Genomic DNA, 23,489 nt, shown 5'->3' on the forward strand with positions numbered 1-23,489 from the left:
GGCAGGGCTGCCTAGTGTCGGAACGGTGACGACGTTCGGACGCGACCTCGGTGACGGCTCCACGCTGACGCTGCGCGACCTGACGACGGTCGACCAGGTGCTCGCACTCGTGCACGCCAACACCGATCGTCTGCGGGCCGCCGAGCCCTGGGCATGGGATCCGCAGACCCGCGAGACCATCGCCCTGCACACCGAGCGCCTGCTCGGCCAGTTCGCGATGGACCGCGCGCTGCCCTGCGTCATCCGCCAGGACGACCGGATCGTCGGGGTGGCCTCGCTGACGTTCGACCCGTACCTGGGCCAGGCATCGCTCGGCTACTGGGTGGACGCCGGACAGGAGGGCCGTGGTGTCGTCCGGCGGGCAGCCACGGTGCTGATCGGGGTCGCCCGGGCGCGCGGCTCCGCCCGGATGGAGATCCGGACGGCGGTCGACAACGCGCGGAGCCGGGGGCTCGCCGAGCGGCTCGGCTTCGTGCACGAGGGCACCCTGCGTGGCGCGCTGCCCCTCGGGCCCGAGCGGGTCGACGTCGCGGTGTACGGCCTGCTGCTCTGACGAACGACTCCCTCGTGCAGGCCGACCGACACCGGTCGCCGGTATCGTCGGAGCATGGCCTTGTTCGGACGACGCAACCACGACGTGCGCGATCGACCCATCAGCCAGGTCGAACTGAAGCGGGCGGTCGACGAGGGCTTCCTCATCGCGAAGGCCGCCGTCACCATCGCGGTGGCCAACCGCATCATCACGAACGCCCTGCGTGACCAGGGGTACTTCGACCACGCGCTCATCGCCGAGGCCACGCGCGAGGAACTCCACCGCATGGCCGAGGAAGAGCGGGGCGACGCGGCACGCATGCGGGAGATCCGCTCCACCTCGAGCAAGCAGAAGGGCCGTTCCCGCCACCAGCACGACTACCGGCGGGGCGACGACCTGAAGCTCCGGATGCGCGAGGCCACGTACGAGCAGCTCGCCACCATGCTCGACAAGCGGCGCGACGACCAGCACTTCGTCGACGGCATCGTGCTCGCCGCGCGGGCCCGCGCCTGGGACGACATCGGCACCACCGTCGTCGGGCGGCTCGGCTGGGCCCAGCGCCCGGCGGACGACTACGAGATCGGCCGCGACGACCGGCTGCAGCAGATGCTCGACGAGGACTTCGCCGAGTTGCTCGCCGAGCACCCCGTCGGATCGACCCCGGTCGACGCCGACGAGCCCGACGACGCCGATGGTGACCAGGACGAGTCGGACCCGGCCGACCCCGACACCTCGCGCACCTGACCGGTACTTGATATACCGGCCCGTCTTCGATAGGCTCATCGAGTAACGCCCCAGGACCATTCGGCTCGCCGGACTCCTGGGGCGATTGCTGTCTCAGAGGGGTGCGACGAGGGGCGCGATGATCGAACGATCGACCCCGACGCAGCAGCGTTCATCACCGGTGCGCACCGTATCGACGACGTCCTGGCTCGGAAGCGGGTGGCGGTGTCGACAGGCGCCTCGGTGATCTGACCGACACCACACGCAGTCACGAGTCCCTAGGCTCGGTGCATGGTTGATGCGGTGGTCGTCGGAGCGGGACCGAACGGGCTCGCGGCAGCGGTGACGCTCGCACGCGCCGGACTGTCGGTCGAGGTCGTCGAACGGAACGACACGATCGGCGGCGGCGCCCGGACGGCCGAGCTCACCCTGCCCGGCTTCCTGCACGACGTCTGCTCCGCCGTGCACCCGATGGCCCTGCAGTCCGAGTTCTTCCGGCTGTTCCGGATGGAGGAGCGCATCGAGCTCCGCCTGCCCGAGGTGCAGTACGGCCACCCGCTCGACGGCGGCCGCGCCGGCATCGCCTACCAGGACCTCGACCGCACCGCCGCCGAGCTCGGGGTGGACGGGCCGGCCTTCAAGCAGCTGATGGCCCCACTGGCGGAGAACGCGGACCAGGTCGCCGACTTCGCGACCGACGCGCTGCTGCACGTGCCGCGGCACCCCCTGACGGTCCTGCGCTTCGGCCTGCGGGCGCTCGAGCAGGGCACCCCCGCGTGGAACCTGCGCTTCCGCGGCGAGGCCGCCCCGGCGATGGTGTCCGGCGTCGCCGCGCACTCGATCCAGCACCTGCCGTCCCTGTCCACCGCGGCGGCTGCCCTGTCGCTCGGCTCGTACGCGCACGCCCGCGGCTGGCCGGTGCCGATCGGTGGCAGCCAGGCGATCGTCGACGCGCTCGCCGCGGACCTCGTCGCGCACGGCGGCCGCATCGTCACCGGGCAGGAGGTCCGGTCGCTCGGTGACCTCACCCCGGCGAAGGCGGTGCTGTTCGACACGAGCGTGCCGGGCATGCTCCGGATCGCGGGCAAGCAGATCCCGACCCCGAAGCACGGCGCACTGCGGCGCTTCCGGTTCGGCAACGCGGCGGCGAAGGTCGACTTCGCGCTGTCCGACCCGGTGCCGTGGACCAACGAGTCGCTGCGGAAGGCCGGGACCGTGCACATCGGCGGGACCCGCCAGGAGATCGCGGAGGCCGAACGGGCGGTGGCGCACGGCCAGCACGCCGAGCGCCCGTACGTGCTCGGCGCGGAGCCGACCGTGGTGGACCCGACCCGCGCCCCGAAGGGCAAGCACGTCTTCTGGGCCTACGCGCACGTCCCCGCGGGGTCGGACGTCGACCCGACCGAGGCCGTCACCCGCCAGATCGAGCGGTTCGCGCCGGGGTTCCGCGACACGATCCTGTCGTCGAGCTCCCGCACCGCCGTGCAGATGGGCGAGTACAACCCGAACTACGTCGGTGGCGACATCGCCGCCGGTGCCGCGAGCTTCTGGCAGCTCGTCAAGCGCCCCGTCCTGTCCAGCGACCCGTGGCGGATGGGCGGCGGCATGTACCTGTGCTCCGAGTCCTCCGCGCCCGGCCCCGGCGTGCACGGCATGGCCGGGTGGCACGCGGCGAAGAGCGCACTCCGGCACACCTTCGGCCTGCCGGAGGACGTCGACCTCACCCCGGAAGGCTGATCACCATGGCGAAGAACGTCCGCGTCCTGCACTGCCGTCCCGAAGCCGTCTTCGACGTGCTCGGCGACGGGTGGCTCTACACGACCTGGGTGGTCGGGGCCTCGCGCATGCGCAAGGAGGAGTCCGGTTGGCCGCAGGTCGGTACCCACCTGCACCACTCGTTCGGCGCGTGGCCGATCGTCATCAACGACGTCACGACGTCGCTGGTGTGGGAGCCGCCGCACCGCATGGTCATCCAGCCGAAGGGCTGGCCCATCGGCGAGGCCCGCGTCGAGCTGACCGTCGAACCGCACCGGCACGGCAGCAAGGTCACGATCACCGAGAACGCGGTGGCCGGACCAGGCTCGTACGTACCCGACTTCCTCATGCAGCCGCTCATCTGGATCCGCAACCGCGAGACCCTCCGCCGCCTCGAGTGGGTGGCCGTCGGGCGGGCGGCGAACGCCTGAGACGTCCCCACGAACGGACGGGAGGCCCGTGGCGGCGCCGCCACGTCCCTCCCGTCACGGCCGTCGTGCCGCTGGCGCGTCACGCCGGAACCGGCGGGTGGGGCCCACCTCCCGTCCGCCCCGTGGGTGCGTCGACTACTCGGCGCGCGAGAACTCGCTGGCCCGCGCCACCTGGTCGTCGGTCAGGGTGACGCCCGTGTACCGCTCGAACTGACGGGCCGCCTGCAGGGCGATGACCTCGGCGCCGGTGATGACGTGCTTGCCGGCGTCGCGCCCCGCCCGCACGAGCGGGGTCTCCGACGGGAACGCGACCACGTCGAAGACGGTGTGCGCCGCCTCGATCCGTTCCGGCGCGAAGGCGAGTGTGTCCTGCTGGTCGCCGCGCATGCCGAGCGGGGTGACGTTGACGACCAGGTCGGTCTCCCCCGCCTCGCGCTCGTCGGCGACCCACTCGTAGCCGTACTGCGATGCCAGGGCCGGGCCGGTCTGCTCGTTGCGGGCGACGACCGTCAACCGGTCGAAGCCGGCGCCGCGGAACGCCGCCGTGACGGCCTTGGCCATGCCACCCGAGCCGCGGAGCAGCACCCGCGAAGCCGGGTCGACCTGGTGCGACCCGAGCAGGGCGGCGATCGCCTCGTAGTCGGTGTTCGACGCCGTGAGCACGCCGTCGTCGTTCACGACCGTGTTGACCGACTGGATCGCGGCGGCGGAGTCCTCGATGTGGTCGACCAGCGGGATGATCGCCTCCTTGAAGGGCATCGACACCGAGCAACCGCGGATCCCGAGCGCGCGGATGCCGGCGACGGCGCCGGGCAGATCGGTCGTGGTGAATGCCTTGTACAGGAAGTTGAGGCCGAGCTCGTCGTACAGGTAGTTGTGGAACCGGGTGCCGATGTTGCTCGGTCGCGCGGCCAGCGACATGCAGACCTGCATGTCCTTGTTCAGGATGGGCATGCCCCCAGTCTCGCACCCTCTCCCTTTCGCGTCCTCGCAGGGATGGAGCGGTCCACGCAGACCGCGTGCCGCGCTCCGGGGTAGCGTCGGTGCCGATGACTGAGATCCCGGAGACCATGCGCGCTGTCCGCTTCGACGAGTGGGGTGACAGATCGGTCCTGCACGTCGCCGAGGTGCCCGTTCCCGAGGTGACGCCCGGGCGGGTGCTCGTCCGCGTCCGCGCCGCGGGCATCAACCCCGGTGAGTCCGCCATCCGCCAGGGTGCGTTCGGCGGCGACCTGCCGTCCGGGCAGGGCACCGACTTCGCCGGCATCGTGGTGGCCGTCGGGGCCGAGGTGGACGGCGTCGACGAGGGCGAAGAGGTCATCGGCTGGTCGTGGGACCGCGCGAGCCAGGCCGAGTACGTCTCCGTGCCGGCCGTCCAGGTCGTCCAGAAGCCACGCCTGCTCGACTGGACCGTGGCGGGGGGCCTCGACGTCATCGCGACCACCGCGGCCGCAGCCGTCCGTGCGGTCGACCCGCGTCCGGGCGAGACCGTCGTGGTGTCCGGCGCCGCCGGCGGGGTCGGCGGTTTCGTCACCCAGCTGCTCGCGAACGAGGGCATCGACGTCATCGCCGTCGCCTCCGAGGCGAACCACGAGTGGCTCCGTTCCAAGCGTGCACGGCCGGTCGCGTACGGCGACGGGCTGCAGGAGCGCATCACCGAACTCGCGACGAACGGCATCGACGCCGTGATCGACACCCACGGCGCCGAGTACGTCCGGCTCGGCATCGCCCTCGGGGTGCCGGTCGACCGCATCGAGACGATCATCGCCTTCGACGAGGCCGCCGAGGTCGGTGCGAAGGCCTCGGGCAGCGCGGACACCGCCGACCCGGAGATCCTCGGGGCGCTCGCACTGGAGGTCGCGAACGGCGCCATCGAGGTGCCGATTGCCGCGACCTACCCGCTCGACCGTGTGCAGGACGCCTTCGAGGAACTCGAGCAGGGCCACACCCGCGGCAAGATCGTCCTCATCCCCTGATCCCCTGACCGCTCAGGGCCGGTCCGGGGGTTTCCCCCACCACGCTCGGGGTGCGTCCCGGATGCGCTCGACCGGCGGGGTTGCGTAGCGTCGTCGGTATGAGCACACTCTCCCGTCCCCGCAACGGTCGTCTGCTGGCCGGCGTCTGCGCCGGTCTCGCCGATCGCTTCAACCTGTCCCGCACCCTTGTCCGGGTGGTCTGGGTCATCCTGAGCTTCTTCCCCGGGCCGCTGTGGATCGCGTACGTCGTGCTGTGGTTCGTGATGCCGCCCGAGGGTGGTCGGCGGCGCTGAGCACCGGTCCGTCCGGACGGGTTAGTGTGGCGGCGTGCCGGTCTCCGTCTTCGATCTGTTCAGCGTCGGTGTCGGCCCCTCGAGCTCGCACACCGTCGGCCCGATGCGGGCCGGTGCCGAGTTCGCCACCCTCGTCCGTGGCCTGCCCGTCGCGTCCGTGGTGGTCGACCTGTACGGGTCCCTCGCGTCGACCGGACAGGGCCACGGCACGCTCGGTGCCGTCGTCGCCGGGCTCATGGGGTCGCACCCGGAGACCGTCGACCCCGATGCCATGGTCCTCGCGCTCGACGCCCTGGAACGCGACGGTGTCCTGCGGCTCGACGGCGGTGCGAGCGTGCCGTTCCGCCTCGCCGACATCGTCCTGCACCCCCTGACGATGCTGCCCCGGCACCCGAACGCCATGCGGCTGCGTGCCCGTGACGCCGCCGGTGCCGACCTGGCCGACGAGACCTACTACTCGATCGGTGGTGGGTTCATCGCACGGGGCGAGGCGGCGGAGCCCGCGGCCGACGCATCCGCTGCCGTCGCCGGTGCCGCGATCCCGGTCGACGACGCCGTGCCGTACCCGTTCTCGAGCGGCGCGGAGCTGCTCGCCGCGTGTGCGGGTTCCGGCCTGCCGATCAGCGGCGTCGCCCTGGCGAACGAGGCCGTCACGCGGACGGACGCCGAGATCCGGTCCGGACTGCTGGGCATCCACGGCGTGATGGAGTCGTGCGTCGACCGATCCGTCCGCCGGGGCGGGTGCCTGCCCGGGGGACTCGACGTCCGCCGTCGCGCCGCCACCTGGCACGAACAGCTCACCCGCGAGGACCCCGACCACGACCCGCTGTTCGCGATGGAGTGGGTGAACCTCGTCGCCATGGCGGTCAACGAGGAGAACGCCACCGGAGGCCGCGTCGTCACCGCCCCGACGAACGGCGCAGCCGGCATCATCCCCGCGGTCCTGTACTACGCGCTCACCTACGTGCCCACGGTCGCCGACGCCTCCGCCGCCGAACGGGACGACGCCGTCGTGCGGTTCCTGCTCACCGCCGGCGCGATCGGGTCGATCTACAAGGAACGGGCGTCGATCTCCGGCGCCGAGGTCGGCTGCCAGGGCGAGGTCGGTTCGGCGGCGTCGATGGCGGCTGCGGGACTCGCCGAGGTCCTCGGGGGCACGCCGGAGCAGGTCGAGAACGCCGCCGAGATCGCGATGGAGCACAACCTCGGGCTGACCTGCGACCCGATCGGTGGCCTGGTGCAGATCCCGTGCATCGAGCGGAACGCGATCGCGGCGAACAAGGCGATCAACGCCGCCCGGATGGCCCTGCGCGGCGACGGGGTGCACCACGTGTCGCTCGACCAGGTCGTCGAGACGATGCGGCAGACCGGGGCGGACATGTCGTCGAAGTACAAGGAGACCGCGATGGGCGGGCTCGCGGTGAACGTCCCGCTCTGCTGAGCGCCCGCTCGCGCGTCAGGCGTGCAGGAGCGTCAGCAGCCGTGCCGTCTCGGTGGCGATGGCGTCCCGGCCCGCCGACACGTACTTGCGCGGGTCGACGACGTCCGGCCGCTCGTCGAGCACGGTGCGGAGCGCACGGGTGAACAGGCCGTTGAGGTGCGTCGAGATGTTGATCTTCGTCATCCCCGCGTGCACGGCGCCGCGGAGTTCGTCGTCGGACAGGCCGGAGGACCCGTGCAGCACGAGCGGTACCGGCACCGCGGCACGGAGGCGCTCGACCAGGTCACGGTCCACCGACGCCTCGCGGGTCTGCATCGCGTGCGACGTCCCCACCGCGACCGCCAGGGCATCGACCCCGGTGTCGGCCACGAACGCGGCGGCGTCGGTCGGATCGGTGCGGACGCCGGGCGCGTGCACGCCGTCCTTGCCGCCGACCTCGCCGAGCTCGGCCTCGATCGCGACGCCCGCGGCGTGACAACGGGCAGCGAGTTCGCGGGTCGCCGCCACGTTGGCGGCGAAGTCCAGGTGCGAACCGTCGTACATGATCGAGTCGACGCCCAGGTCGACGCCGGCCGCCACCAGCTCCGGGTCCTCGATGTGGTCGAGGTGCACGACGACCTCGACGTCGGCAGCACGAGCGACCGCCTGGGTCGCGGTCGTGATCGGTGCGAGGCCGCCGTGGTACCGGACGCAGTTCTCGCTGATCTGCAGGATCACCGGCAGACCGGCCAGCTCGGCGCCGGAGACGATCGCCTCGGCGTGCTCGAGCAGCACCACGTTGAACGCACCGACCCCGCGGCGTGCCGTGCGGGCGGTGTCGAGCAGGCCGGTGAGGGCGAGGTCGGTGATCATGCGGGGGTCCTCGTTCGGTTGTGGGCGGGAGCGGGCGGGGTGGACAGGAAGCGGTCGACGTCGGCCGGGTCGACCACGCCGGCCACCGGCTGGAGGACGGCGGCGGCCCCGTGTGCGGCGGCGGACCGCAGGGCTCGGAGCAGGGTGGCGTCGTCGGGGGCCGGGATGCTGCCGTCAGGCCCGGGGAGACCAGCACCGACGAGGACATTGACGAGCACACTGACGAGCCCGGCGGTGGCTGCGTCCCCGGCGCCGGTCGGGTTGCCCGAGACCCCGGGGACGGCCGGCACCTCGAGCACGTGCTCGGCGGTGTGGGCGGCGATGCCGTCGGATCCGCGGGACACCACGACGACCGTCGCGCCGAGTCCGAGGAGCCGGAGTGCCCCCGAGCGCTCGTCGTCGGTGCGCGTGGCCTCGAGCAGTTCCTCGCGGTTGGGCTTGCAGACCGTCGCCCCGGCCGAGGCGGCAGCCAGCAGTGCCGTTCCCGAGCAGTCGACCACGGAGAGCACACCGCGGCGGCGGGCGGCGGTGACCCAGCGGGCGACGACCGTGGGGTCGGTGTCGCGGGGCAGGGAGCCCGACACGACCAGGGCAGCTGCGGGCGGGGCATCAGCGGTACCGCGCGTATCGCCGACATCGCCGACATCGCCGCCATCGCCGTCGAGCAGTGTCTCGACCGCGGTGGTGACCGCGTCCCACTCGTCGGGGCTGAGCACGGGGCCGGGCTCGCCGAACATCGTCGGGTGCGCGAGGTCGTCCACCACCGTGACGGTCGTGCGGGTCTCGCCACGGACGGCGATGTCGGTGTGGGCGAGCCCGAGATCGTCGAGGGCGTGGGTGATCCAGTGCCCGCCGTCGCCGCCGAGGGGCAGCACGGCGTGGGTCGGGACACCGGTGGCGGCGAGGACCCGTCCGACGTTCAGGCCCTTGCCGCCGGGGCGCCGCTGGACCTCGAGGACACGCTGGGTCTCGCCGATGCGCTGTTCGGCGACCCGGTAGGTCACGTCGACGGCCGGGTTCGGGGTGACGACGAGGATCACGCGACCACCGCCGTCGGCAGGGTTCGGACGCTGCCGCGCTCCGGGTCGAGCACGACCAGGTCGGCGGGGGCGCCCACGCTGAGCGGTGCAGGTGCCCCGAGCAGGCGTGCCGCACGCCCCGCGGACGCCGCGACGACCTCGGGCAGGTCGGTCCCGGCGCCGAGCAGGCGGCGGACGGCGTCGGCGACCGTGATCGTGCTGCCCGCCAGCGACGAACCGTCGGCGAGCACGGCGAGCCCGTCGCGGACGGTCACCGCCGATCCGGCCACCGTGTACGCCCCGTCGGGGCAACCTGTCGCAGCCATGGCGTCGGAGACCAGGACCATCCGGCCCGGAGCGCTGCGCTGGACGATGTCGACGGCGACCGGGTCGAGGTGGTGGCCGTCGACGATGCACTCGAGCAGCACGCGGTCGTCGGAGAGCGCGACCCCGACCGGCCCGGGTGCGCGGTGGTGCAGCGGGGGCATCCCGTTGAACAGGTGGGTGACGAGCGAGGCTCCGGCGTCGACCGCGCGGCGGGTCTGCTCGGCGGTGGCGTCGGTGTGGCCGATGGCGACGACGACCCCGGCTTCGACGAAGCGGGCGACGGCGTCGAGTGCACCCGGGAGCTCCGGTGCGAGCGTGACGATCCGCAGGGCGCCACCCGCGGCGTCGCAGTAGGCATCGACCTCGGCGGGGTCCGGGGCGTGCAGCAGGTCGACGCGGTGCGCCCCGCGACGAGCGGGCGCGAGCCACGGCCCCTCCAGGTGCAGCCCGGCGAGCGTGCCGTCCGCGACGAGCGGACGGAGCCGGGTGAGGGCCGCCACGGTGTCCGCGCGCTCGCCCGTGGCGATGGACCCGACCAGGGTGGTCGTGCCCCGTGACCGGTGGTGTCCGGCGGCGACACGGGCGTCCTCGGCGGAGCACCCGGCGAAGTCGTGCCCGAGCGCCCCGTGGGCGTGCAGGTCGACGAACCCGGGCACGACCGCGCCGTCGACGGTGACGGCGGTGTCCGTGCGAATCGGGGCCCCGGTGCCGGTCGCCAGCACGGTGTCGTCGTCACCGATGACGAGCCAGCCGTCGTGCAGGTCCGCCTGGGCCGTGACGATGCGATGAGCTCGGACGAGGGTGGTCACAGCAGGACCCCGGTCTCGGTCTCGAGCAGCGCGCGTGCGAGGATCCCCGCACCGATGGCGCCGGCTGCGTCGCCGTGCCGGGCGGCGACGATGACGGGGACACGGACGCCCTGCAGACGCTCCGTGACGGCGTCGCGCAGCGGGTCGAGCAGCAGCGGGCCCGACTCGGCGAGTCCCCCGCCGACGATGACCGTGTGGACCCCGGCCACCGCGGTGGTCCAGGCGAGTGCGTCGGCCAGGACCGCGACGCAGTCGTCCCAGACCGCACGGGCTGCGGGGTCGCCCTGGCGGACCAGGAGCATGGCGGCGTGTGCGGACGGCGCGCCGGAACGACGTGCGACTCCCCCGGCGGACGCGATCTCCTCGACGCGGTGGCCCGCGTGCGGGCCGGTCTGGATGCGGACCTGCCCGATCTCCCCCGCCCAACCACCGCCGGACACGACGACGCCGTCGACCACCAGGGCGCTCGCGAGCCCGGTGCCGACCGGCACGAACGAGACCGACCCCCGCGAGAGCGCCGGGTCGCCGGCCCGGACCTCGGCCAGGGCCCCGGCGCGGACGTCGTGGCCGAAGGCGATCGGGACGTCGATCCCCTGCTGCAGGAGTTCGGCGCGGACGAGGTCACGCACCGGGACGTCGCGCCACCCGAGGTTGACGGACAGGTCCACGGTGCCGCGGGTCTCGTCGACGACGCCCGGGGTCACCACCCCGATGGCTCCGAGCTGCGCCCGTCGCGTGGCCTGTGCGGCCAGTTCGGCGACGACGGCGGCGAGGCGCTCGGCGCCCGGGTCGTCGCGCGGCGTCGGTACCCGGGTCTCGTCGAGGACGAGTCCGTCGGCGGTCGTCAGCCGGGTCTTGATGCCCGTGCCGCCGACGTCGACCCCGAGCACCGCGCCTGCGCCACCCATCAGGTGAGGATGACCGACCGGGTGAGCGACCGGGGGTTGTCCGGGTCCAGCCCGCGTCCCTCGGCAAGGGCGACGGCGAACCGGTGCACCACGACGAGTCCGGCGATCGGGTCGAGGTCGTGCTGGACGAAGCGGGCGCCGGTCGCGGCGACCTCGTCGGCCAGGCCGTCGGGTGCGGTACCGAGCGACCAGACGAGCCGTCCGGGCTGGGCGATCGCGATGGGACCGTGCCGGTAGTCCATCGCCGGGTAGGACTCGGCCCAGAACTGCGCCGCCTCACGCGTCTTGAGCGCGGCTTCGAACGTCAGGCCGACTGCGGCCCCACGACCGACGAACGAGACCTGCTCGGCGTCGAGCAGGTCGTCGATCGGCACCGTCAGCGCGGTCTCGGCCTGGGCTGCGAGCGCGTCGACGTCGTCACCGATGGACGCCCGCAGCAGTGCGAGCGTCGTGGTGGCGAAGCGGGTCTGGACGACCGAGCGCTCGTCGGCGAAGGGCAGGGCGACCACCTGGTCGGCGACGGCCGCGGCGGGGCTGTCGGCGACGGCCGTGATCAGGACGGTCCGCTGCGACGGCAGGGCCTGCAGCAGGTCGACGATCTCGGTCGTCGTGCCCGAGCGGCTGATCATGAGCACGCGGTCGTACTCCCGGGACGCGGGGTACTCGGACCCGGCGAAGGCATCGGTCACACCGAGGCCCGCCTGCTCACGGGCGACGGCGTAGCTCATGGCGATGAACCAGCTCGTGCCGCAGCCGATCACGGCCACGCGTTCACCCGGCTGGGGGAGCGCGTCGGCGAAGGTCGGCAGGAGCGCGGCGGCTGCACGCCAGGTCTCCGGCTGCGAGGCCAGTTCAGCGCTCACGAAGGTGTCGGTCATGGGAGCCTTCCGGGTCCGGATCGATCCGGGTGATCGATGATCAGGAAGCGTAGCGAGCGATCGTGCGCAAGGGAAGGGTAAAACGTCATTTCCGATCACCGGGGGACGGTGGTGACGCCGTAGGATGACCGTCATGACCCCCCAACAGCGGCTGAACGCCCTGCTCGAACTGGTGAGCGAACGCGGCAACGTGTCGATCGCCGAGATCGGGGAGCTGCTCGGGATCTCCGCCGCGACGGCCCGCCGTGACCTCGCGACCCTCGCCGACCAGCGGCTCGTCACGCGCACGCACGGGGGCGCGGCAGCGCTCGGAGCCGGGTACGAGCTCCCGCTGCAGTACAAGATCGCCCGGCAGGCCGAGGCCAAGACGGCGATCGCCCGCGCGGCCGCCCGACTGGTGCAGCCGGGGGAGACCGTCGGCCTCAACGGCGGGACGACCACGACCGAGGTCGCGCGTGAACTCGGCAAGAGCGAGCGGTTCATCCGCGCCGACGGCGAGTTCGGCATCACGATCGTGACGAACGCGCTGAACGTCGGGTACGAGCTGTCCGTCCGCGCCAACGTGAAGATCGTGGTCACCGGTGGAGTGGCGCGGCGGCAGTCCTACGAGCTCGTCGGGCCGCTCGTCCGGGACACCCTCGACGAGTTCGCCCTCGACCTCGTGGTGCTCGGCGTCGACGGGCTCACCGGCCAGTACGGCGCGACCACCATGCACGAGGGCGAGGCCGAGGTCAGCCGCCACTTCGCCTCGGTCGGACGACGCGTCGTCGTGGTCGCCGACTCGACCAAGATCGAACGGTCGACCTTCGCCCGGATCTGCCCGCTCGACCGCATCGACGTCCTGGTCACCGACCAGCCGGTGCCTGCCTCGTTCGCCGCTGACCTGGCCAGCGCCGGCGTGGAGCTCGTCGTCGCCGACTGAGCACCCCCTGCGGCCACCCCGGAACGGTCCGGACGTTTCGATCGTGTAAAACCCTCCCCGGCACGGATGCGTGAGCGATCCGTGAGCGCCTATTGTGCATTCATGATCGATTCGGCATCATGGGCGTCACATTCACGCAAGGGAGCGATGAGCATGGGCGCTGACAACGCAGGACTCCGCGTCGCGGTGATCGGGATGGGCCAGCGGTCCGCCATCGCCCGCCACGTGGCCGAGGCAACCGCGGACGACCCGTCGCTGCAGGCCCGGGTCGTGGCCGTCGCCGACGTGACCGCGGCCGGCCGGGACCGCGGGCACGACGAGTACCCGGACGCCCTGGTGGTCGAACACCACCGTGACCTCACCGGTCACGTCGACGCGGCCATCGTCACCACGCCGGACTGGACCCACGCCGAGATCGCGATCGACCTGCTCCGCGCGGGCATCGCCGTCTACCTCGAGAAGCCGCTGGCCATCACGGTCGAGGACGCCGACGCCGTCCTGAACACCGCGGCGGAGACCGGGACGCCGCTGTACGTCGGGCACAACTTCCGTCACGCCGCCGTCGTCCGCCTGATGCGCGAGATCGTCGACCGCGGCGAGATCGGTCAGGTCAAGGCCGTCTGGTGCCGGCACTTCGTCGGCAACGGTGGCGACTACTACTTCAAGGACTGGCACGCCGACCGCAGCAAGGTGAACTCCCTGCTCCTGCAGAAGGCGAGCCACGACCTCGACGTCATCCACGCGCTCGGCGGGGGTGACACCGCCCGGGTCGTCGGGATGGGCTCGCTGTCGGTCTACGGTGACGTCACCGACCGGCGCGACCGCAGCGGCGAGCTCATGGGGGACTGGTTCTCCCACGACAACTGGCCGCCGCTCGCCCAGACCGGGCTGAACCCCGTCGTCGACGTCGAGGACGTCTCGATGGTGATGATGACGCTCGACAACGGGGTGCAGGCCAGCTACGAGCAGTGCCACTTCACCCCGGACTACTGGCGGAACTACACCGTCATCGGTACCGAGGGACGCCTCGAGAACATCGGCGACACCGGTGGTGGCGTCGTGAAGGTCTGGACGCACCGCCGGGGCTGGGACACCGCGGGGGACCGCGAGTACCCGATCGACGGCGTCCAGGACGGGCACGCCGATGCCGACCTGCTCACCATGACCGAGTTCCTGCGGTCCGTCGCGTTCGGCGAACCGTCGGAGCTCTCCCCGATCGCGGCCCGTGCCGCGGTCGCCGCCGGCGCGCTGGCCACGCGCTCGCTCCGCAACGGGTCCGTCCCCATCGACGTCCCGCCCCTGCCGGCCGAGACCATCGCGCACTTCACGTCGAACGCCCCGCACTCCACCCCCTCCACCCCGCATCCCGCCCAGACCGTCGGTTCCTGACGGCCGTGCGAAAGGACACCCCGATGACCGCACACATCCCCACCCGAGGAACCGGCGTGCGCCGCGTCCTCCTCGGTGCCGTCGCCGCACTCGGCGCGGCAGCGCTCCTTGCCGGCTGCTCCTCGTCGTCCGGAGCGTCCGGCTCCGGCGGCGACTACGAGGCCGCGCCGAAGGACACCAAGGCGTCCCTGACCTACGCCGTCTGGGACGAGAACCAGGTCAAGGCCATCAAGGCCAACCTGAAGGGCTTCAACGAGGAGTACCCGGACATCAAGGTGAGCGTCGACGTCACGCCGTTCGCCAACTACTGGACGAAGCTGCAGACCCAGGGTTCGAGCAACACCCTGCCCGACCTGTTCTGGATGAACGGCCCGAACTTCCAGCTGTACGCGGCCAACGGCAAGCTCGCGCCGATCACCGGCGAGGTCGAGTCGGGTGACATCGATGCGTCGAAGTACTCGAGCGCGCTCAACGACCTGTACACGTACGACGACACCCAGTACGGCGTGCCGAAGGACTTCGACACCATCGGCGTCTGGGTGAACAAGTCGCTGTTCGAGCAGGCCGGCATGGACCTGCCGTCCAAGGACTGGACCTGGGACGACTTCCAGCAGACCGGCGCCGAGCTGTCCGAGAAGCTCAAGTCGAAGGGCGCCTACGGGGCGGCCGGCGGCATGGACGGCCAGACGACGTACTACAACACGATCCTGCAGGCCGGGGGATCGGTCGTGAACGCGGACGGCACCGAGTCCGAGTACGCCACGAAGGCCTCCGAGGACGGCCTGCAGTTCTGGACCGATCTGATCGACTCGGGGGCATCGCCCTCGATCAAGCAGCTCACCGACACCACGGCCGACCAGTGGTTCACCTCGGGCAAGCTCGCGATGTACCAGGGCGGCAGCTGGTTCCGCTCCGCGCTGACCGGAACCGAGATGGAGAAGGACGTCGTCGCCTACCCGCTGCCGAAGGGCAAGGAGCAGGCGACCGTCATCCACGGCGTCTCGAACGTCGTCTCCGAGGCGAGCAAGGACAAGGCCGCCGCCCAGGCGCTGCAGGTCTACCTCGCTGGCGAGACGGCCCAGCAGCAGCAGGGCGACATGGGCGCGGTCATCCCGGCGTACGAGGGCACGCAGAGCGCCTTCACGAAGACGATGCCCGACGCCGACCTGCAGGTGTTCCTCGACGCGGTGGACTACGCGAAGCCGCTGCCGGTGTCGAAGAACACCGCCGCCTGGAACACCCTCGAGACCACCCTGCTGCCGAGTGCCTTCGACGGGTCGAAGCCCGTCGACCAGGTGGCAGAGGACCTCGCACAGAAGATGGACGCCGCCCTCGCCAAGGAAAAGTAGGACCCGCGCGTGACGATCAACACCGAGCGGCCCCCGGCCGCAGCCGCCCCCGCCCGGACGACACGTTCGTCCGGGCGGGGCGCCCCCGCTCCGCGAGCCGACGGCGGCCGAGCGCCACGACGGACCGACGGCTGGTGGCCGTGGCTCTTCGTGCTCCCGTTGCTCGTCGGCGTCGGCACCTTCTACATCTGGCCGATCATCCAGACGTTCTGGTACTCGTTCACCAGCTGGGGCGTCTTCGGGGGCGCCACGTTCACCGGCGTCGCCAACTACGTCCGGCTCGTCGGTGACCCGCAGCTGTACCAGTCGCTGCTCAACACGGTGATCTACACAGTGATCGTCCTCGCCGGGATCCCGATCGCGGTGTGGCTCGCCAGCCTGCTGAACACCCCGGGGCTGCGGTTCGCGCAGTTCTACCGGGTGCTCTTCTTCCTGCCGTACGTCGCCATGCCCGCGGCGATCGCCCTGGTCTGGCGCATCATGTACAACGGCGACTACGGCATCGTGAACTGGTTCCTCGGGAACTTCGGGATCGACGGACCGTACTGGATCTCGACCCCCGGCTTCGCGCTGATCGCGGTGAGCCTGGTCGGCCTCTGGTCGTCCCTCGGGTTCTCGATGATCATCCTCGGCGCCGGGCTCAAGGACATCCCGCCGGAGCTCTACGAGGCCGCGGAGCTCGACGGCGCGAGCCGGTGGCGGCAGTTCCGGTCGGTGACCGTGCCGTTGCTCAGCCCGAGCATCTTCTTCGTGGTGATCGTCACGACGATCTCGAGCTTCCAGCTGTTCGACCTGCTGTACGCGATCCTCGGCAGCACCAACCCGGTGATCCCGAAGACGATGTCGCTCGTCTTCTACTTCTACAGCGCCGGGTTCATCGACAACGACAAGGGCTTCGCGGCCGCAATCGCGATGGTGATCTTCCTGCTCATCGGCATCGTCACGCTCGTGCAGTTCCGCGTCCAACGGAAGTGGGTCCAGGGATGACCGCCACCGTCACACCGCCTCGGACCGCACGCCGGCCCGGCCGTCGCGGCGGCAGCCACTGGTGGATCCACGTCGTGCTCGGCATCGGCGGGTTCGCGATGGCCTTCCCGTTCCTGTGGCAGATCATCATGTCGCTCTCCACGAACGCGCAGGTGCAGTCCGTCACGCCGGTCTTCTGGCCGGGGGAGCTGCAGTGGCAGAACTACGCGCAGGTCTTCGAACGCCTGCCGTTCCTCAGCCAGCTGGGCACGTCGGTGTACGTCACGATCATCCGCACGATCGCGCAGATCGTCCTCTGCACGCTCGCCGGGTACGCCTTCGCCCGGATGCGGTTCCGCGGCCGGGCGGCACTGCTCGCGATCGTGCTGTCGATCCTGCTCGTGCCCTCGCAGGTCTACCTGATCTCGCAGTACCAGATCGTGCAGGGGCTCGGCTGGCTCGACACCCTGATGGGGATCGTCGCACCCGGGCTGTTCAGCGCCTTCGGCACGTTCCTGATGCGGACCGCGTTCCTGAACATGCCACCCGAGCTCGAAGAGGCAGCGCGGATGGACGGCGCGAACCCGTTCCAGACGTTCTGGCGGATCATGCTGCCCCTGGCCCGTCCCTCGATCAGCGTGCTCGCGATCACGACCGTGCTGTGGTCGTGGAACGAGCTGCTCTGGCCGCTCGTGGTCTCCACCCGCGCCGAGGACATGCCGCTCGCCGCCGGCCTCGCGACCCTGTCGAGTGACCGCACGATCGACTACCCGGTGCTGATGGCCGCCAGCCTGATGGCGATGGCGCCGGTGCTCATCATGTTCGTCGTGCTGCAGCGTCGGGTGATGGACGGGCTCGCGTCGTCCGGTCTGAAGTGACCACCGCGACCCCCGGCCTGGAGGCCCGCCCCGCGTCCGTCGCGGTCCTCGCCGCCGCCGTGGGGTCACCGGGCGACTCCGCGACGGTGGCGGCCGCACTGGCCGCCACCGTCGCCGACGCCGGACCCGCGGAGCGGGACGCGCTGCTGGTCGCGGCGCTCCGCGCCGCGGTGCCGGACAGCGCCGACGCGCTCGCGGAGCGGGGCCTCCCGCGCGCGCTCGCCGAGGCATCCGTCGCCGACGTCGACCGCAAGCTCGCCCGCTACGGACTGCACGGCACCGGGGTGGAGTGGCTCGTCGCCGTGGTGACCGGGCGCGTGGTGGCCGTGGGGCGCCTCCAGTTCGAACTCGGCGACCACCTGGCGGACGGCACGCCGGCCTGGGGCGTGCACGTGCCGGAGACCGGGCCGCTCGACCCGGTGGCCTGCGACCGCTCGTTCGCCCGCGCGCCCGAGGTTCTGCGCGGCCTCGCACCGCAGCTCGCTGCCGACCGGTGGCAGTGCCGCTCCTGGATGCTCGACCCGGGGCTGCCCGCCGCGCTCGGTCCCGATGCCAACCTCGTGCACTTCGCCCGGCGCTTCCGTCTCGTCCCGCCGGGGGAGCGCGACGCGACCGAGGGGGACGCCAGCGTCGCGAAGTTCGTCTTCGGGGTGCCGCTGGCCACCGCGCGGTCCGCGGCGCCGTCCGGTCGGTTGCGTGCGGCCGTGCTCGACCGGTGGGCGAGCGGTGGGCACTGGACCGAGCGGACCGGCACGGCACCGGTCGCGTGACCGCGCGCAGCCGCGGCCGCGTACCGTGCACGGCATGACGAAGCCCGACCACGACCACCTCGACGACGGCGTCGACATGACGTTCGAGGAACGCCGACAGGACACGTTCCGCCGCATGTCCGGATCCGACGAGCACGACGCCGATCCGCGGGTCGAGGTCTCCCGTGCCGAGGACGGCGACGTCCGCATCGACGTCGCCGACACCGCGGCGGTCCGACCCGGCGAGTGACACCCGTTCCGGCCCTGGTCCGCCGGGGTCGGTGGGGCACGGCATGATCGTGTCGTGCACCTCGTCCTCCGCCGCGTCGACGGCGGCGTCCTCGCGACGCCCCTGACCGACGCGGGGACCGCCGGGGGTGAGCCGATCCGCCTGGACGAGCCGGGCCTCCCGGCCTTCGTCGCGGCGCACGACGCACCGGGCGTGCGCTGGGTGTGGGACGACACCGCGCGCTGGTACCCGGCCGTGCTCGCTACCGGCGGGCGGGTCGGCCGCTGCGTCGACCTGCGCCTCGGTCGTCGTGTCCTGCGGGCCGCGCTCGCGGCACGGGGATCCGCGCTCGCCGCCGCCCCGGCCGACGCCCTGGACGCCCCGGTCGCGGAAGCCCGCGTGGTCCGGCCGACGCAGGCCCAGCTCTTCGACGACGCCCTGTTCACCGCCGCCGCGCCCGACGACGAGGTCGATCCGGTGGCGGAGTTCCGCTCCCAGCTCGCCGCGGTGGCGGGGTCGAGCGCTCCCGGCGCGCTCCGCCTGCTGCTCACCGCGGAGTCGGCCGGTGCGCTCGTGGCGGCCGAGATGCTGCACGCGGGGCTGCCGTGGCGTGCCGACGTGCACGAGCGGCTGCTCGAGGACGCCCTCGGGCCGCGCGTGCCCTACGGGGTGCGGCCGCGACGCCTCGAGGAGATCGCCGCCGTCGTGCGCGAGCGCCTCGACGACCCCGGTCTCAACCCGGACTCGCCCGCCGACGTCCTGAAGTCGCTGCGCCGCGTCGGCCTGATGGTCACGAGCACGCGGAAGTGGGAGCTGCAGGAGATCGAGCACCCCGTCATCGAGCCGCTGCTCGAGTACAAGCGCCTGGCGCGACTGCTCACCGCCAACGGCTGGACCTGGCTCGACGACTGGATCCGCGACGGACGATTCCACCCGAAGTACGTCGTCGGCGGTGTCGTCACCGGCCGTTGGGCGGCCGACGGCGGGGGAGCGATGCAGTTGCCGAAGGGCATCCGCGGGGCCGTCATCGCCGACCCCGGGTGGAAGCTCGTCGTCGCGGACGCCGCGCAGCTGGAGCCACGTGTGCTCGCCGCGATGTCCGGCGACCGGGCGATGGCCGCGGCCGGCGACGGGCGCGACCTGTACGACGGCGTTGTGGCGTCGGGGGCGGTCGAGACCCGGCAGCAGGCGAAGGTGGCGATGCTCGGTGCGATGTACGGGGCGACCCAGGGCGAGGGCGGTCGGCTCGTGCCACGCCTGGTCCGGGCGTTCCCGCAGGCGCTCGACATGGTGGAACGGGCCGCGCGTGCGGGGGAGCGCGGCGAACCCGTGACGACGCTGCTCGGGCGGACCTCACCGGTGCCCGAGGACTCGTGGTTCGAGGCCCGGAACCAGGCGTACACGGTCGAGGGGACCCCGGCGATGCAGCGTGCGGTCGAGTCCCGCGCCCGGAGCTGGGGGCGGTTCACCCGGAACTTCGTGGTGCAGGGGACCGCGGCGGAGTGGGCGCTCGCGTGGATGGGTTCCCTGCGCTCGCGGCTGATCGCGCGCTTCCCCGGAGCCGTGACGGACGGGCCGCACCTGGTGTTCTTCGTGCACGACGAGATCGTGGTGCACGCCCCGGCGGAGCACGCCGAGTGGGTGGCGCAGCAGATCCGGGAGGCCGCCGTCGATGCCGGACGGCTGTTGTTCCAGGACTTCCCGGTGACGTTCCCGCTGTCGGTCGGGGTGGTGGGGGCGTACTCGGAGGCGAAGGACTAGTCGGGCTGTCGCCGCAGCGCCTGGTCGGGTGCCGCGTGCTCGAGGAAGGCACGGGGCACCCGAGCGGGCACGGTCAGTAGAGCTGGCCGCGGTTGATCTGTGTCGCGGTGTCGAGCGTCGCGACCGATCCGGGCCCCTGCTTCGGAGTGTGGTGCTGCTTGCCGCCGTACTTCCAGCCCCCGCGCGCCGTGTGACTCCCCATGTAGAACTTCCGCGAGAACGTGCCTCCGCTCGGGAACGTGTAGGTCCCGGCGGAGCCGTAGAAGCAGTTGTTCGTGTACGGCGTCGCAGCGGCTGCCCAGTACGCATCTCCGGACTTGCAGGTGTTCCGTACGGACACCTTCGCCTGTCGCTCAGCGAGAGGAACAGGTGCGACCGAGATGATCCTGCCGGTCTCCGCGTCGAGCCGAGTACTGACCGAGTTCGTCGCGACGTAGTCGAGGAGCGCCGCATGGTTCGTGAACTTCGGGAGCCCTTGCACGGTGATGCCGTCGAGCCCGTAGGTCTCGACGGCACTCGCAGTCGACGCGTTCGCTGGTGCCGTGATGCCGACACTGGCGACGGTTGCAAGGAGTACCCCGCCCGCGACGGTGATCCCTCGCCATTTCGTTGCTCGCATGTTCAACCTCCCTTTCGTGATGTCTGCAACGTAGCATGTAAAATACCCACCGGCGAAGCGTTCGGCCGGGACGGCTCCCGGCGGCTTCGGGCAGGGTGGACGGATGCACACCGAACGCGGGGACGCCGCCGACCGCACCGTCGGCGAAGTCGACCTGACCCGTTGGCGCTCCCGTGCCGGCCGCAGTGTCGCCAGTGTGTGGACCGCGCTCGGCAAGCGCTTCGGCGCCATGCCCGTCCTGCTGCTGACCCTCGCCATCGGCCTGGGCGTCGCCGTCCTCGCCACGTGGATCGCCTCCGAGGTCTACGACGCCGTGCGGGAAGCCGACGACGTCGCGGTGCTCGACCGCCCCGTCCTGGACTGGGCGCTCACACTCCGATCACCCACGGCGGACACGCTCGTCACCTGGTGGACCGACATCGCGGGCACGATCGGGATGCCGATCGTCGCGCTCGGGTTCCTGGTCGGCTTCACGATCCAGCGCCGTGCGTGGACGCCACTGGTGCTCCTCGTCGCCGCGAGCGGTGGTTCGCTGCTCATGACGATCGCGGGCAAGGACCTGATCGGTCGCGCACGTCCGCCGCTGTCCGACGCGGTGCCGCCGTACGAGACGTCGCCGTCGTTCCCGTCGGGGCACACGCTCAACTCCACGGTGATCGTGGGCACGATCGTGTACCTCCTGCTCCTGCGACAGTCGCGGGTCGTCACGCGGGTGTGGACGATCGTCGTGGGCACCCTGTTCGTGCTGTCGGTCGGGGCATCGCGGGTGTTCCTCGGGCACCACTGGCTGACCGACGTGCTGGCGGCGTGGGCGCTCGGACTCGCGTGGCTCGCCCTCGTGATCACGGCGCACCGGTTGTACCTGACGGCGCTCCACCACGGTGCCGAGCCCGCGCCGGACGTCGACCGCATCACTTCGTGAGCAGAAGACGTCGGGTCGCTCGCCCGCACCCGACATCTTCTGCTCACGAAGTCGCCGGGCGCCGCCGCGCCGCCCCCGAACGGCAGAGCGCCGTCAGCCGCGACCGGTAGGTTGCCGGGCATGGAAGAACGGGTCTTCGGCGGCAGGTACCGCGTCACGGGCACGCTCGGACACGGTGGCATGGCGTCCGTGTACCGGGCGGTCGACGAGCAACTCGGTCGCGAGGTCGCGGTCAAGGTGTTCCGCATCGGCCCCGTCGACCGCGGTGAGCGCGCCCGCGCCGAGGCGGAGATCCAGACCCTCGCGACGCTGCGCGCCCCCGAGCTCGTCACGCTCTACGACGCCGCGCTCGACGACGTCGACGGCGACTCGTACCTCGTCATGGAACTCGTGCCGGGCAGTGACCTGGCGACCCGTCTGCGCGAGGGCCCGCTCGACCCCGCGACCGCTGCCCGCCTGGGTGCGCAGGTCGCCGACGGCCTGGCCGCCGTGCACGCGCAGGGGATCGTCCACCGTGACGTGAAGCCCGCGAACGTCCTGCTCGAGAGCGACGGTCGGCACGTCAAGCTCGCCGACTTCGGGATCGCCCTGCTCCGCGACGCCTCACGGGTGACGGGGACGGGGACCGTGATGGGGACGGCCGCGTACCTTGCCCCGGAGCAGGTCCTGGCGAAGGAGATCACCGGCAAGGCCGACGTCTACTCGCTCGGGCTCGTGCTGCTCGAGTGCATGACCGGCCGCCAGCCGTTCCCGGGCAGCGCGGTCGAGTCGGCCACGGCCCGGCTGACCCGTTCGCCCGAGATCGACCGGCAGCTGCCCACGGCCTGGCGCACCCTGCTGCACGTGATGACCGTGCAGGACCCGGTGGAGCGACCGACGGCAGCCGAGGCCGCTGAGCGCCTGCGTGCGCTGGGCCGCGACGAGCCGACGAACGCCACGCAGCTGCTGCCCGGCACACCCGGTGCGGTGACGGCTGCGGCCGCCGGTGCTGCTGGTGCCGCGGTCGGCGCCGGTGCCGCCGCAGCGGCGAACGCCGACGACCGGACGCAGGCGATGCCGGCGAGCGAACTGCCGAACGGCGGCGCGGGTCCGGGGGACGACGCCACCCGCGTCCTCGACACCCAGCGTCCGAACGCCGCCGACGACGTCTCGACGACCGTGCTCGGCGCCCAGGCGAACGGCCGCGGCGCATCGGGCCCGAGCGGGCCGACCCCGCCGCCGGTCCCGCCCCGCCCGGTCCGGGGCGACCGGCCGGACGACCAGTCGGAGAAGAAGAAGCGCGGACCGCTCATCGCCGCGATCATCGTGATCGTCCTGGTGCTCATCGGCATCGGGGTCGCGGTGTTCGCCCTGAACGGCGACGACGACGGCACCCCGGCCCCGACGGACACCACGTCGACCGCGCCGACCGAGCAGCAGCCGTCCGAGGACCCGGGCGAGGAACAGCAGCCGAGCGAACCCGCCGAGCAGCAGCCCTCGCAGGAGCAGCAGCAGCCGTCGCAGCCCGCCGAGGAACCGAGCGAGCAGCCGAGCGAACCGACCGAGCCGGAGCAGCCCACGCAGGACCCGCCCGTCGGCCCGGAGCCGAGCACTCCGGCCTCGAACCCGGTGCAGGAGCCGCAGGACGGCACGGGCGCGGCCGACACCGGCGCGGTCGACACCACGTCGGACACCGCCCCCGGCAAGTCCGGCAGCGCTCCCGGGCAGAACAAGGACTGACACGCCGGGTTTTCGTCCAGTCCCTGGAGCAAATAGGCTCGT

The 23,489-nt window shown here is 72.0% G+C and carries 24 protein-coding genes; 17 read left to right on the top strand and 7 right to left on the bottom strand.

Annotated features, from left to right (window positions below; genetic code table 11):
* The first annotated feature begins 25 nt into the window (after positions 1–25).
* The 4 genes from DEJ02_RS04660 to DEJ02_RS04675 all read left to right on the top strand — a co-directional run bounded on the left by DEJ02_RS04660 (position 26) and on the right by DEJ02_RS04675 (position 3,441).
* A complete protein-coding gene (locus tag DEJ02_RS04660) occupies positions 26–553 on the top strand; it encodes a GNAT family N-acetyltransferase (RefSeq protein ID WP_181440275.1) in 528 nt (175 codons plus the stop codon).
* Positions 554–607: 54 nt separating this feature from the next.
* Complete coding sequence (locus tag DEJ02_RS04665; protein ID WP_111032176.1) at positions 608–1,276, top strand: hypothetical protein; 669 nt, start codon at positions 608–610, stop codon at positions 1,274–1,276.
* 270 nt (positions 1,277–1,546) lie between these two features.
* Positions 1,547–2,992 carry an NAD(P)/FAD-dependent oxidoreductase gene (locus DEJ02_RS04670; protein WP_111032177.1) on the top strand — a complete coding sequence of 482 codons (1,446 nt, stop codon included), beginning with the start codon at positions 1,547–1,549 and terminating at the stop codon, positions 2,990–2,992.
* 5 nt (positions 2,993–2,997) lie between these two features.
* Positions 2,998–3,441 (top strand): SRPBCC family protein, encoded by a 444-nt coding sequence (locus DEJ02_RS04675; protein WP_111032178.1) that lies wholly within the window; start codon positions 2,998–3,000, stop codon positions 3,439–3,441.
* A 135-nt stretch (positions 3,442–3,576) separates the two neighbouring features.
* Here the strand turns inward: DEJ02_RS04675 and DEJ02_RS04680 are convergent, their stop codons facing one another.
* A complete protein-coding gene (locus tag DEJ02_RS04680) occupies positions 3,577–4,395 on the bottom strand; it encodes a shikimate 5-dehydrogenase (protein ID WP_111032179.1) in 819 nt (272 codons plus the stop codon).
* A gap of 95 nt (positions 4,396–4,490) precedes the next feature.
* Here DEJ02_RS04680 and DEJ02_RS04685 point away from each other — a divergent pair, with 95 nt between their 5' ends.
* From DEJ02_RS04685 to DEJ02_RS04695, 3 genes are all read left to right on the top strand, one after another.
* Positions 4,491–5,417 (top strand): NADP-dependent oxidoreductase, encoded by a 927-nt coding sequence (locus DEJ02_RS04685; RefSeq protein ID WP_071406237.1) that lies wholly within the window; start codon positions 4,491–4,493, stop codon positions 5,415–5,417.
* Between the two features lie 98 nt (positions 5,418–5,515).
* Positions 5,516–5,710: a PspC domain-containing protein gene (locus DEJ02_RS04690; RefSeq protein ID WP_027466823.1), complete on the top strand. Its 195-nt coding sequence runs from the start codon at positions 5,516–5,518 to the stop codon at positions 5,708–5,710.
* Positions 5,711–5,744: 34 nt separating this feature from the next.
* Positions 5,745–7,151, top strand: coding sequence for an L-serine ammonia-lyase (locus tag DEJ02_RS04695; protein ID WP_111032180.1), 1,407 nt, complete (start codon positions 5,745–5,747; stop codon positions 7,149–7,151).
* 15 nt (positions 7,152–7,166) lie between these two features.
* On the opposite strand, the gene DEJ02_RS04700 is transcribed toward DEJ02_RS04695, so the two are convergent.
* From DEJ02_RS04700 to DEJ02_RS04720, 5 genes are read right to left on the bottom strand one after another with little or no spacing between them, the layout of a single operon-like run.
* Positions 7,167–8,003, bottom strand: coding sequence for a class II fructose-bisphosphate aldolase (locus tag DEJ02_RS04700; protein WP_111032181.1), 837 nt, complete (start codon positions 8,001–8,003; stop codon positions 7,167–7,169).
* On the bottom strand, positions 8,000–9,043 hold the full coding sequence (locus DEJ02_RS04705; RefSeq protein ID WP_111032182.1) for a 1-phosphofructokinase family hexose kinase: 1,044 nt from the start codon (positions 9,041–9,043) through the stop codon (positions 8,000–8,002). Before DEJ02_RS04705 ends, DEJ02_RS04700 begins: the two co-directional genes overlap by 4 nt.
* A complete protein-coding gene (gene nagA / locus DEJ02_RS04710; RefSeq protein WP_111032183.1) occupies positions 9,040–10,158 on the bottom strand; it encodes an N-acetylglucosamine-6-phosphate deacetylase in 1,119 nt (372 codons plus the stop codon). The genes DEJ02_RS04705 and nagA overlap by 4 nt, the downstream gene beginning before the upstream one ends.
* The gene (locus DEJ02_RS04715) at positions 10,155–11,066 is read right to left on the bottom strand and encodes an ROK family protein (protein ID WP_111032184.1); all 912 of its coding nucleotides are present in this window, start codon (positions 11,064–11,066) and stop codon (positions 10,155–10,157) included. Before DEJ02_RS04715 ends, nagA begins: the two co-directional genes overlap by 4 nt.
* Positions 11,066–11,944 carry an SIS domain-containing protein gene (locus DEJ02_RS04720; RefSeq protein ID WP_111032185.1) on the bottom strand — a complete coding sequence of 293 codons (879 nt, stop codon included), beginning with the start codon at positions 11,942–11,944 and terminating at the stop codon, positions 11,066–11,068. The genes DEJ02_RS04715 and DEJ02_RS04720 overlap by 1 nt, the downstream gene beginning before the upstream one ends.
* Before the next feature lie 133 nt (positions 11,945–12,077).
* Between DEJ02_RS04720 and DEJ02_RS04725 the strand changes: the two genes are divergently transcribed.
* From DEJ02_RS04725 to DEJ02_RS04760, 8 genes are all read left to right on the top strand, one after another.
* Positions 12,078–12,866, top strand: coding sequence for a DeoR/GlpR family DNA-binding transcription regulator (locus DEJ02_RS04725; protein ID WP_027466817.1), 789 nt, complete (start codon positions 12,078–12,080; stop codon positions 12,864–12,866).
* 147 nt (positions 12,867–13,013) lie between these two features.
* Positions 13,014–14,255 (top strand): Gfo/Idh/MocA family protein, encoded by a 1,242-nt coding sequence (locus tag DEJ02_RS04730; protein ID WP_111032186.1) that lies wholly within the window; start codon positions 13,014–13,016, stop codon positions 14,253–14,255.
* 23 nt (positions 14,256–14,278) lie between these two features.
* Positions 14,279–15,604, top strand: a complete 1,326-nt coding sequence (locus DEJ02_RS04735) for a sugar ABC transporter substrate-binding protein (RefSeq protein WP_111032187.1) — start codon at positions 14,279–14,281, stop codon at positions 15,602–15,604.
* A 9-nt stretch (positions 15,605–15,613) separates the two neighbouring features.
* Positions 15,614–16,591 (top strand): carbohydrate ABC transporter permease, encoded by a 978-nt coding sequence (locus DEJ02_RS04740; protein ID WP_111028912.1) that lies wholly within the window; start codon positions 15,614–15,616, stop codon positions 16,589–16,591.
* On the top strand, positions 16,588–17,448 hold the full coding sequence (locus DEJ02_RS04745) for a carbohydrate ABC transporter permease (RefSeq protein ID WP_181433258.1): 861 nt from the start codon (positions 16,588–16,590) through the stop codon (positions 17,446–17,448). The genes DEJ02_RS04740 and DEJ02_RS04745 overlap by 4 nt, the downstream gene beginning before the upstream one ends.
* A complete protein-coding gene (locus DEJ02_RS04750; RefSeq protein WP_111032188.1) occupies positions 17,445–18,218 on the top strand; it encodes a hypothetical protein in 774 nt (257 codons plus the stop codon). The genes DEJ02_RS04745 and DEJ02_RS04750 overlap by 4 nt, the downstream gene beginning before the upstream one ends.
* A 34-nt stretch (positions 18,219–18,252) precedes the next feature.
* Positions 18,253–18,447 carry a hypothetical protein gene (locus tag DEJ02_RS04755; protein WP_017887924.1) on the top strand — a complete coding sequence of 65 codons (195 nt, stop codon included), beginning with the start codon at positions 18,253–18,255 and terminating at the stop codon, positions 18,445–18,447.
* A 54-nt stretch (positions 18,448–18,501) separates the two neighbouring features.
* Positions 18,502–20,187 carry a bifunctional 3'-5' exonuclease/DNA polymerase gene (locus DEJ02_RS04760; RefSeq protein WP_111032189.1) on the top strand — a complete coding sequence of 562 codons (1,686 nt, stop codon included), beginning with the start codon at positions 18,502–18,504 and terminating at the stop codon, positions 20,185–20,187.
* Positions 20,188–20,260: 73 nt separating this feature from the next.
* Here the strand turns inward: DEJ02_RS04760 and DEJ02_RS04765 are convergent, their stop codons facing one another.
* Entirely contained in the window at positions 20,261–20,806 is a 546-nt protein-coding gene (locus DEJ02_RS04765) for a hypothetical protein (protein WP_111032190.1), read from the bottom strand.
* Between the two features lie 103 nt (positions 20,807–20,909).
* Between DEJ02_RS04765 and DEJ02_RS04770 the strand changes: the two genes are divergently transcribed.
* Both DEJ02_RS04770 and DEJ02_RS04775 read left to right on the top strand, forming a co-directional pair.
* Entirely contained in the window at positions 20,910–21,728 is an 819-nt protein-coding gene (locus tag DEJ02_RS04770; protein ID WP_111032191.1) for a phosphatase PAP2 family protein, read from the top strand.
* Positions 21,729–21,848: 120 nt separating this feature from the next.
* Positions 21,849–23,447, top strand: coding sequence for a serine/threonine-protein kinase (locus DEJ02_RS04775; RefSeq protein ID WP_111032192.1), 1,599 nt, complete (start codon positions 21,849–21,851; stop codon positions 23,445–23,447).
* Positions 23,448–23,489: the final 42 nt, after the last annotated feature.

The organism is Curtobacterium sp. MCLR17_042 (genome assembly GCF_003234695.1).
Classification (GTDB): Bacteria; Actinomycetota; Actinomycetes; order Actinomycetales; family Microbacteriaceae; genus Curtobacterium; species Curtobacterium flaccumfaciens.

What these genes read in the sequence shown, in the direction of transcription:
- DEJ02_RS04735 (WP_111032187.1), top strand. Translation starts at nt 14,279, where the DNA reads ATGACCGCACACATCCCCACCCGAGGAACCGGCGTGCGCCGCGTCCTC.
- DEJ02_RS04725 (WP_027466817.1), top strand. Translation starts at nt 12,078, where the DNA reads ATGACCCCCCAACAGCGGCTGAACGCCCTGCTCGAACTGGTGAGCGAA.
- DEJ02_RS04665 (WP_111032176.1), top strand. Translation starts at nt 608, where the DNA reads ATGGCCTTGTTCGGACGACGCAACCACGACGTGCGCGATCGACCCATC.
- DEJ02_RS04670 (WP_111032177.1), top strand. Translation starts at nt 1,547, where the DNA reads ATGGTTGATGCGGTGGTCGTCGGAGCGGGACCGAACGGGCTCGCGGCA.
- DEJ02_RS04755 (WP_017887924.1), top strand. Translation starts at nt 18,253, where the DNA reads ATGACGAAGCCCGACCACGACCACCTCGACGACGGCGTCGACATGACG.
- DEJ02_RS04745 (WP_181433258.1), top strand. Translation starts at nt 16,588, where the DNA reads ATGACCGCCACCGTCACACCGCCTCGGACCGCACGCCGGCCCGGCCGT.
- DEJ02_RS04690 (WP_027466823.1), top strand. Translation starts at nt 5,516, where the DNA reads ATGAGCACACTCTCCCGTCCCCGCAACGGTCGTCTGCTGGCCGGCGTC.
- DEJ02_RS04685 (WP_071406237.1), top strand. Translation starts at nt 4,491, where the DNA reads ATGACTGAGATCCCGGAGACCATGCGCGCTGTCCGCTTCGACGAGTGG.
- DEJ02_RS04715 (WP_111032184.1), bottom strand. Translation starts at nt 11,066, where the DNA reads ATGGGTGGCGCAGGCGCGGTGCTCGGGGTCGACGTCGGCGGCACGGGC.
- DEJ02_RS04770 (WP_111032191.1), top strand. Translation starts at nt 20,910, where the DNA reads ATGCACACCGAACGCGGGGACGCCGCCGACCGCACCGTCGGCGAAGTC.
- DEJ02_RS04700 (WP_111032181.1), bottom strand. Translation starts at nt 8,003, where the DNA reads ATGATCACCGACCTCGCCCTCACCGGCCTGCTCGACACCGCCCGCACG.
- DEJ02_RS04680 (WP_111032179.1), bottom strand. Translation starts at nt 4,395, where the DNA reads ATGCCCATCCTGAACAAGGACATGCAGGTCTGCATGTCGCTGGCCGCG.
- DEJ02_RS04720 (WP_111032185.1), bottom strand. Translation starts at nt 11,944, where the DNA reads ATGACCGACACCTTCGTGAGCGCTGAACTGGCCTCGCAGCCGGAGACC.
- DEJ02_RS04775 (WP_111032192.1), top strand. Translation starts at nt 21,849, where the DNA reads ATGGAAGAACGGGTCTTCGGCGGCAGGTACCGCGTCACGGGCACGCTC.
- DEJ02_RS04765 (WP_111032190.1), bottom strand. Translation starts at nt 20,806, where the DNA reads ATGCGAGCAACGAAATGGCGAGGGATCACCGTCGCGGGCGGGGTACTC.
- DEJ02_RS04730 (WP_111032186.1), top strand. Translation starts at nt 13,014, where the DNA reads ATGAGCATGGGCGCTGACAACGCAGGACTCCGCGTCGCGGTGATCGGG.
- DEJ02_RS04675 (WP_111032178.1), top strand. Translation starts at nt 2,998, where the DNA reads ATGGCGAAGAACGTCCGCGTCCTGCACTGCCGTCCCGAAGCCGTCTTC.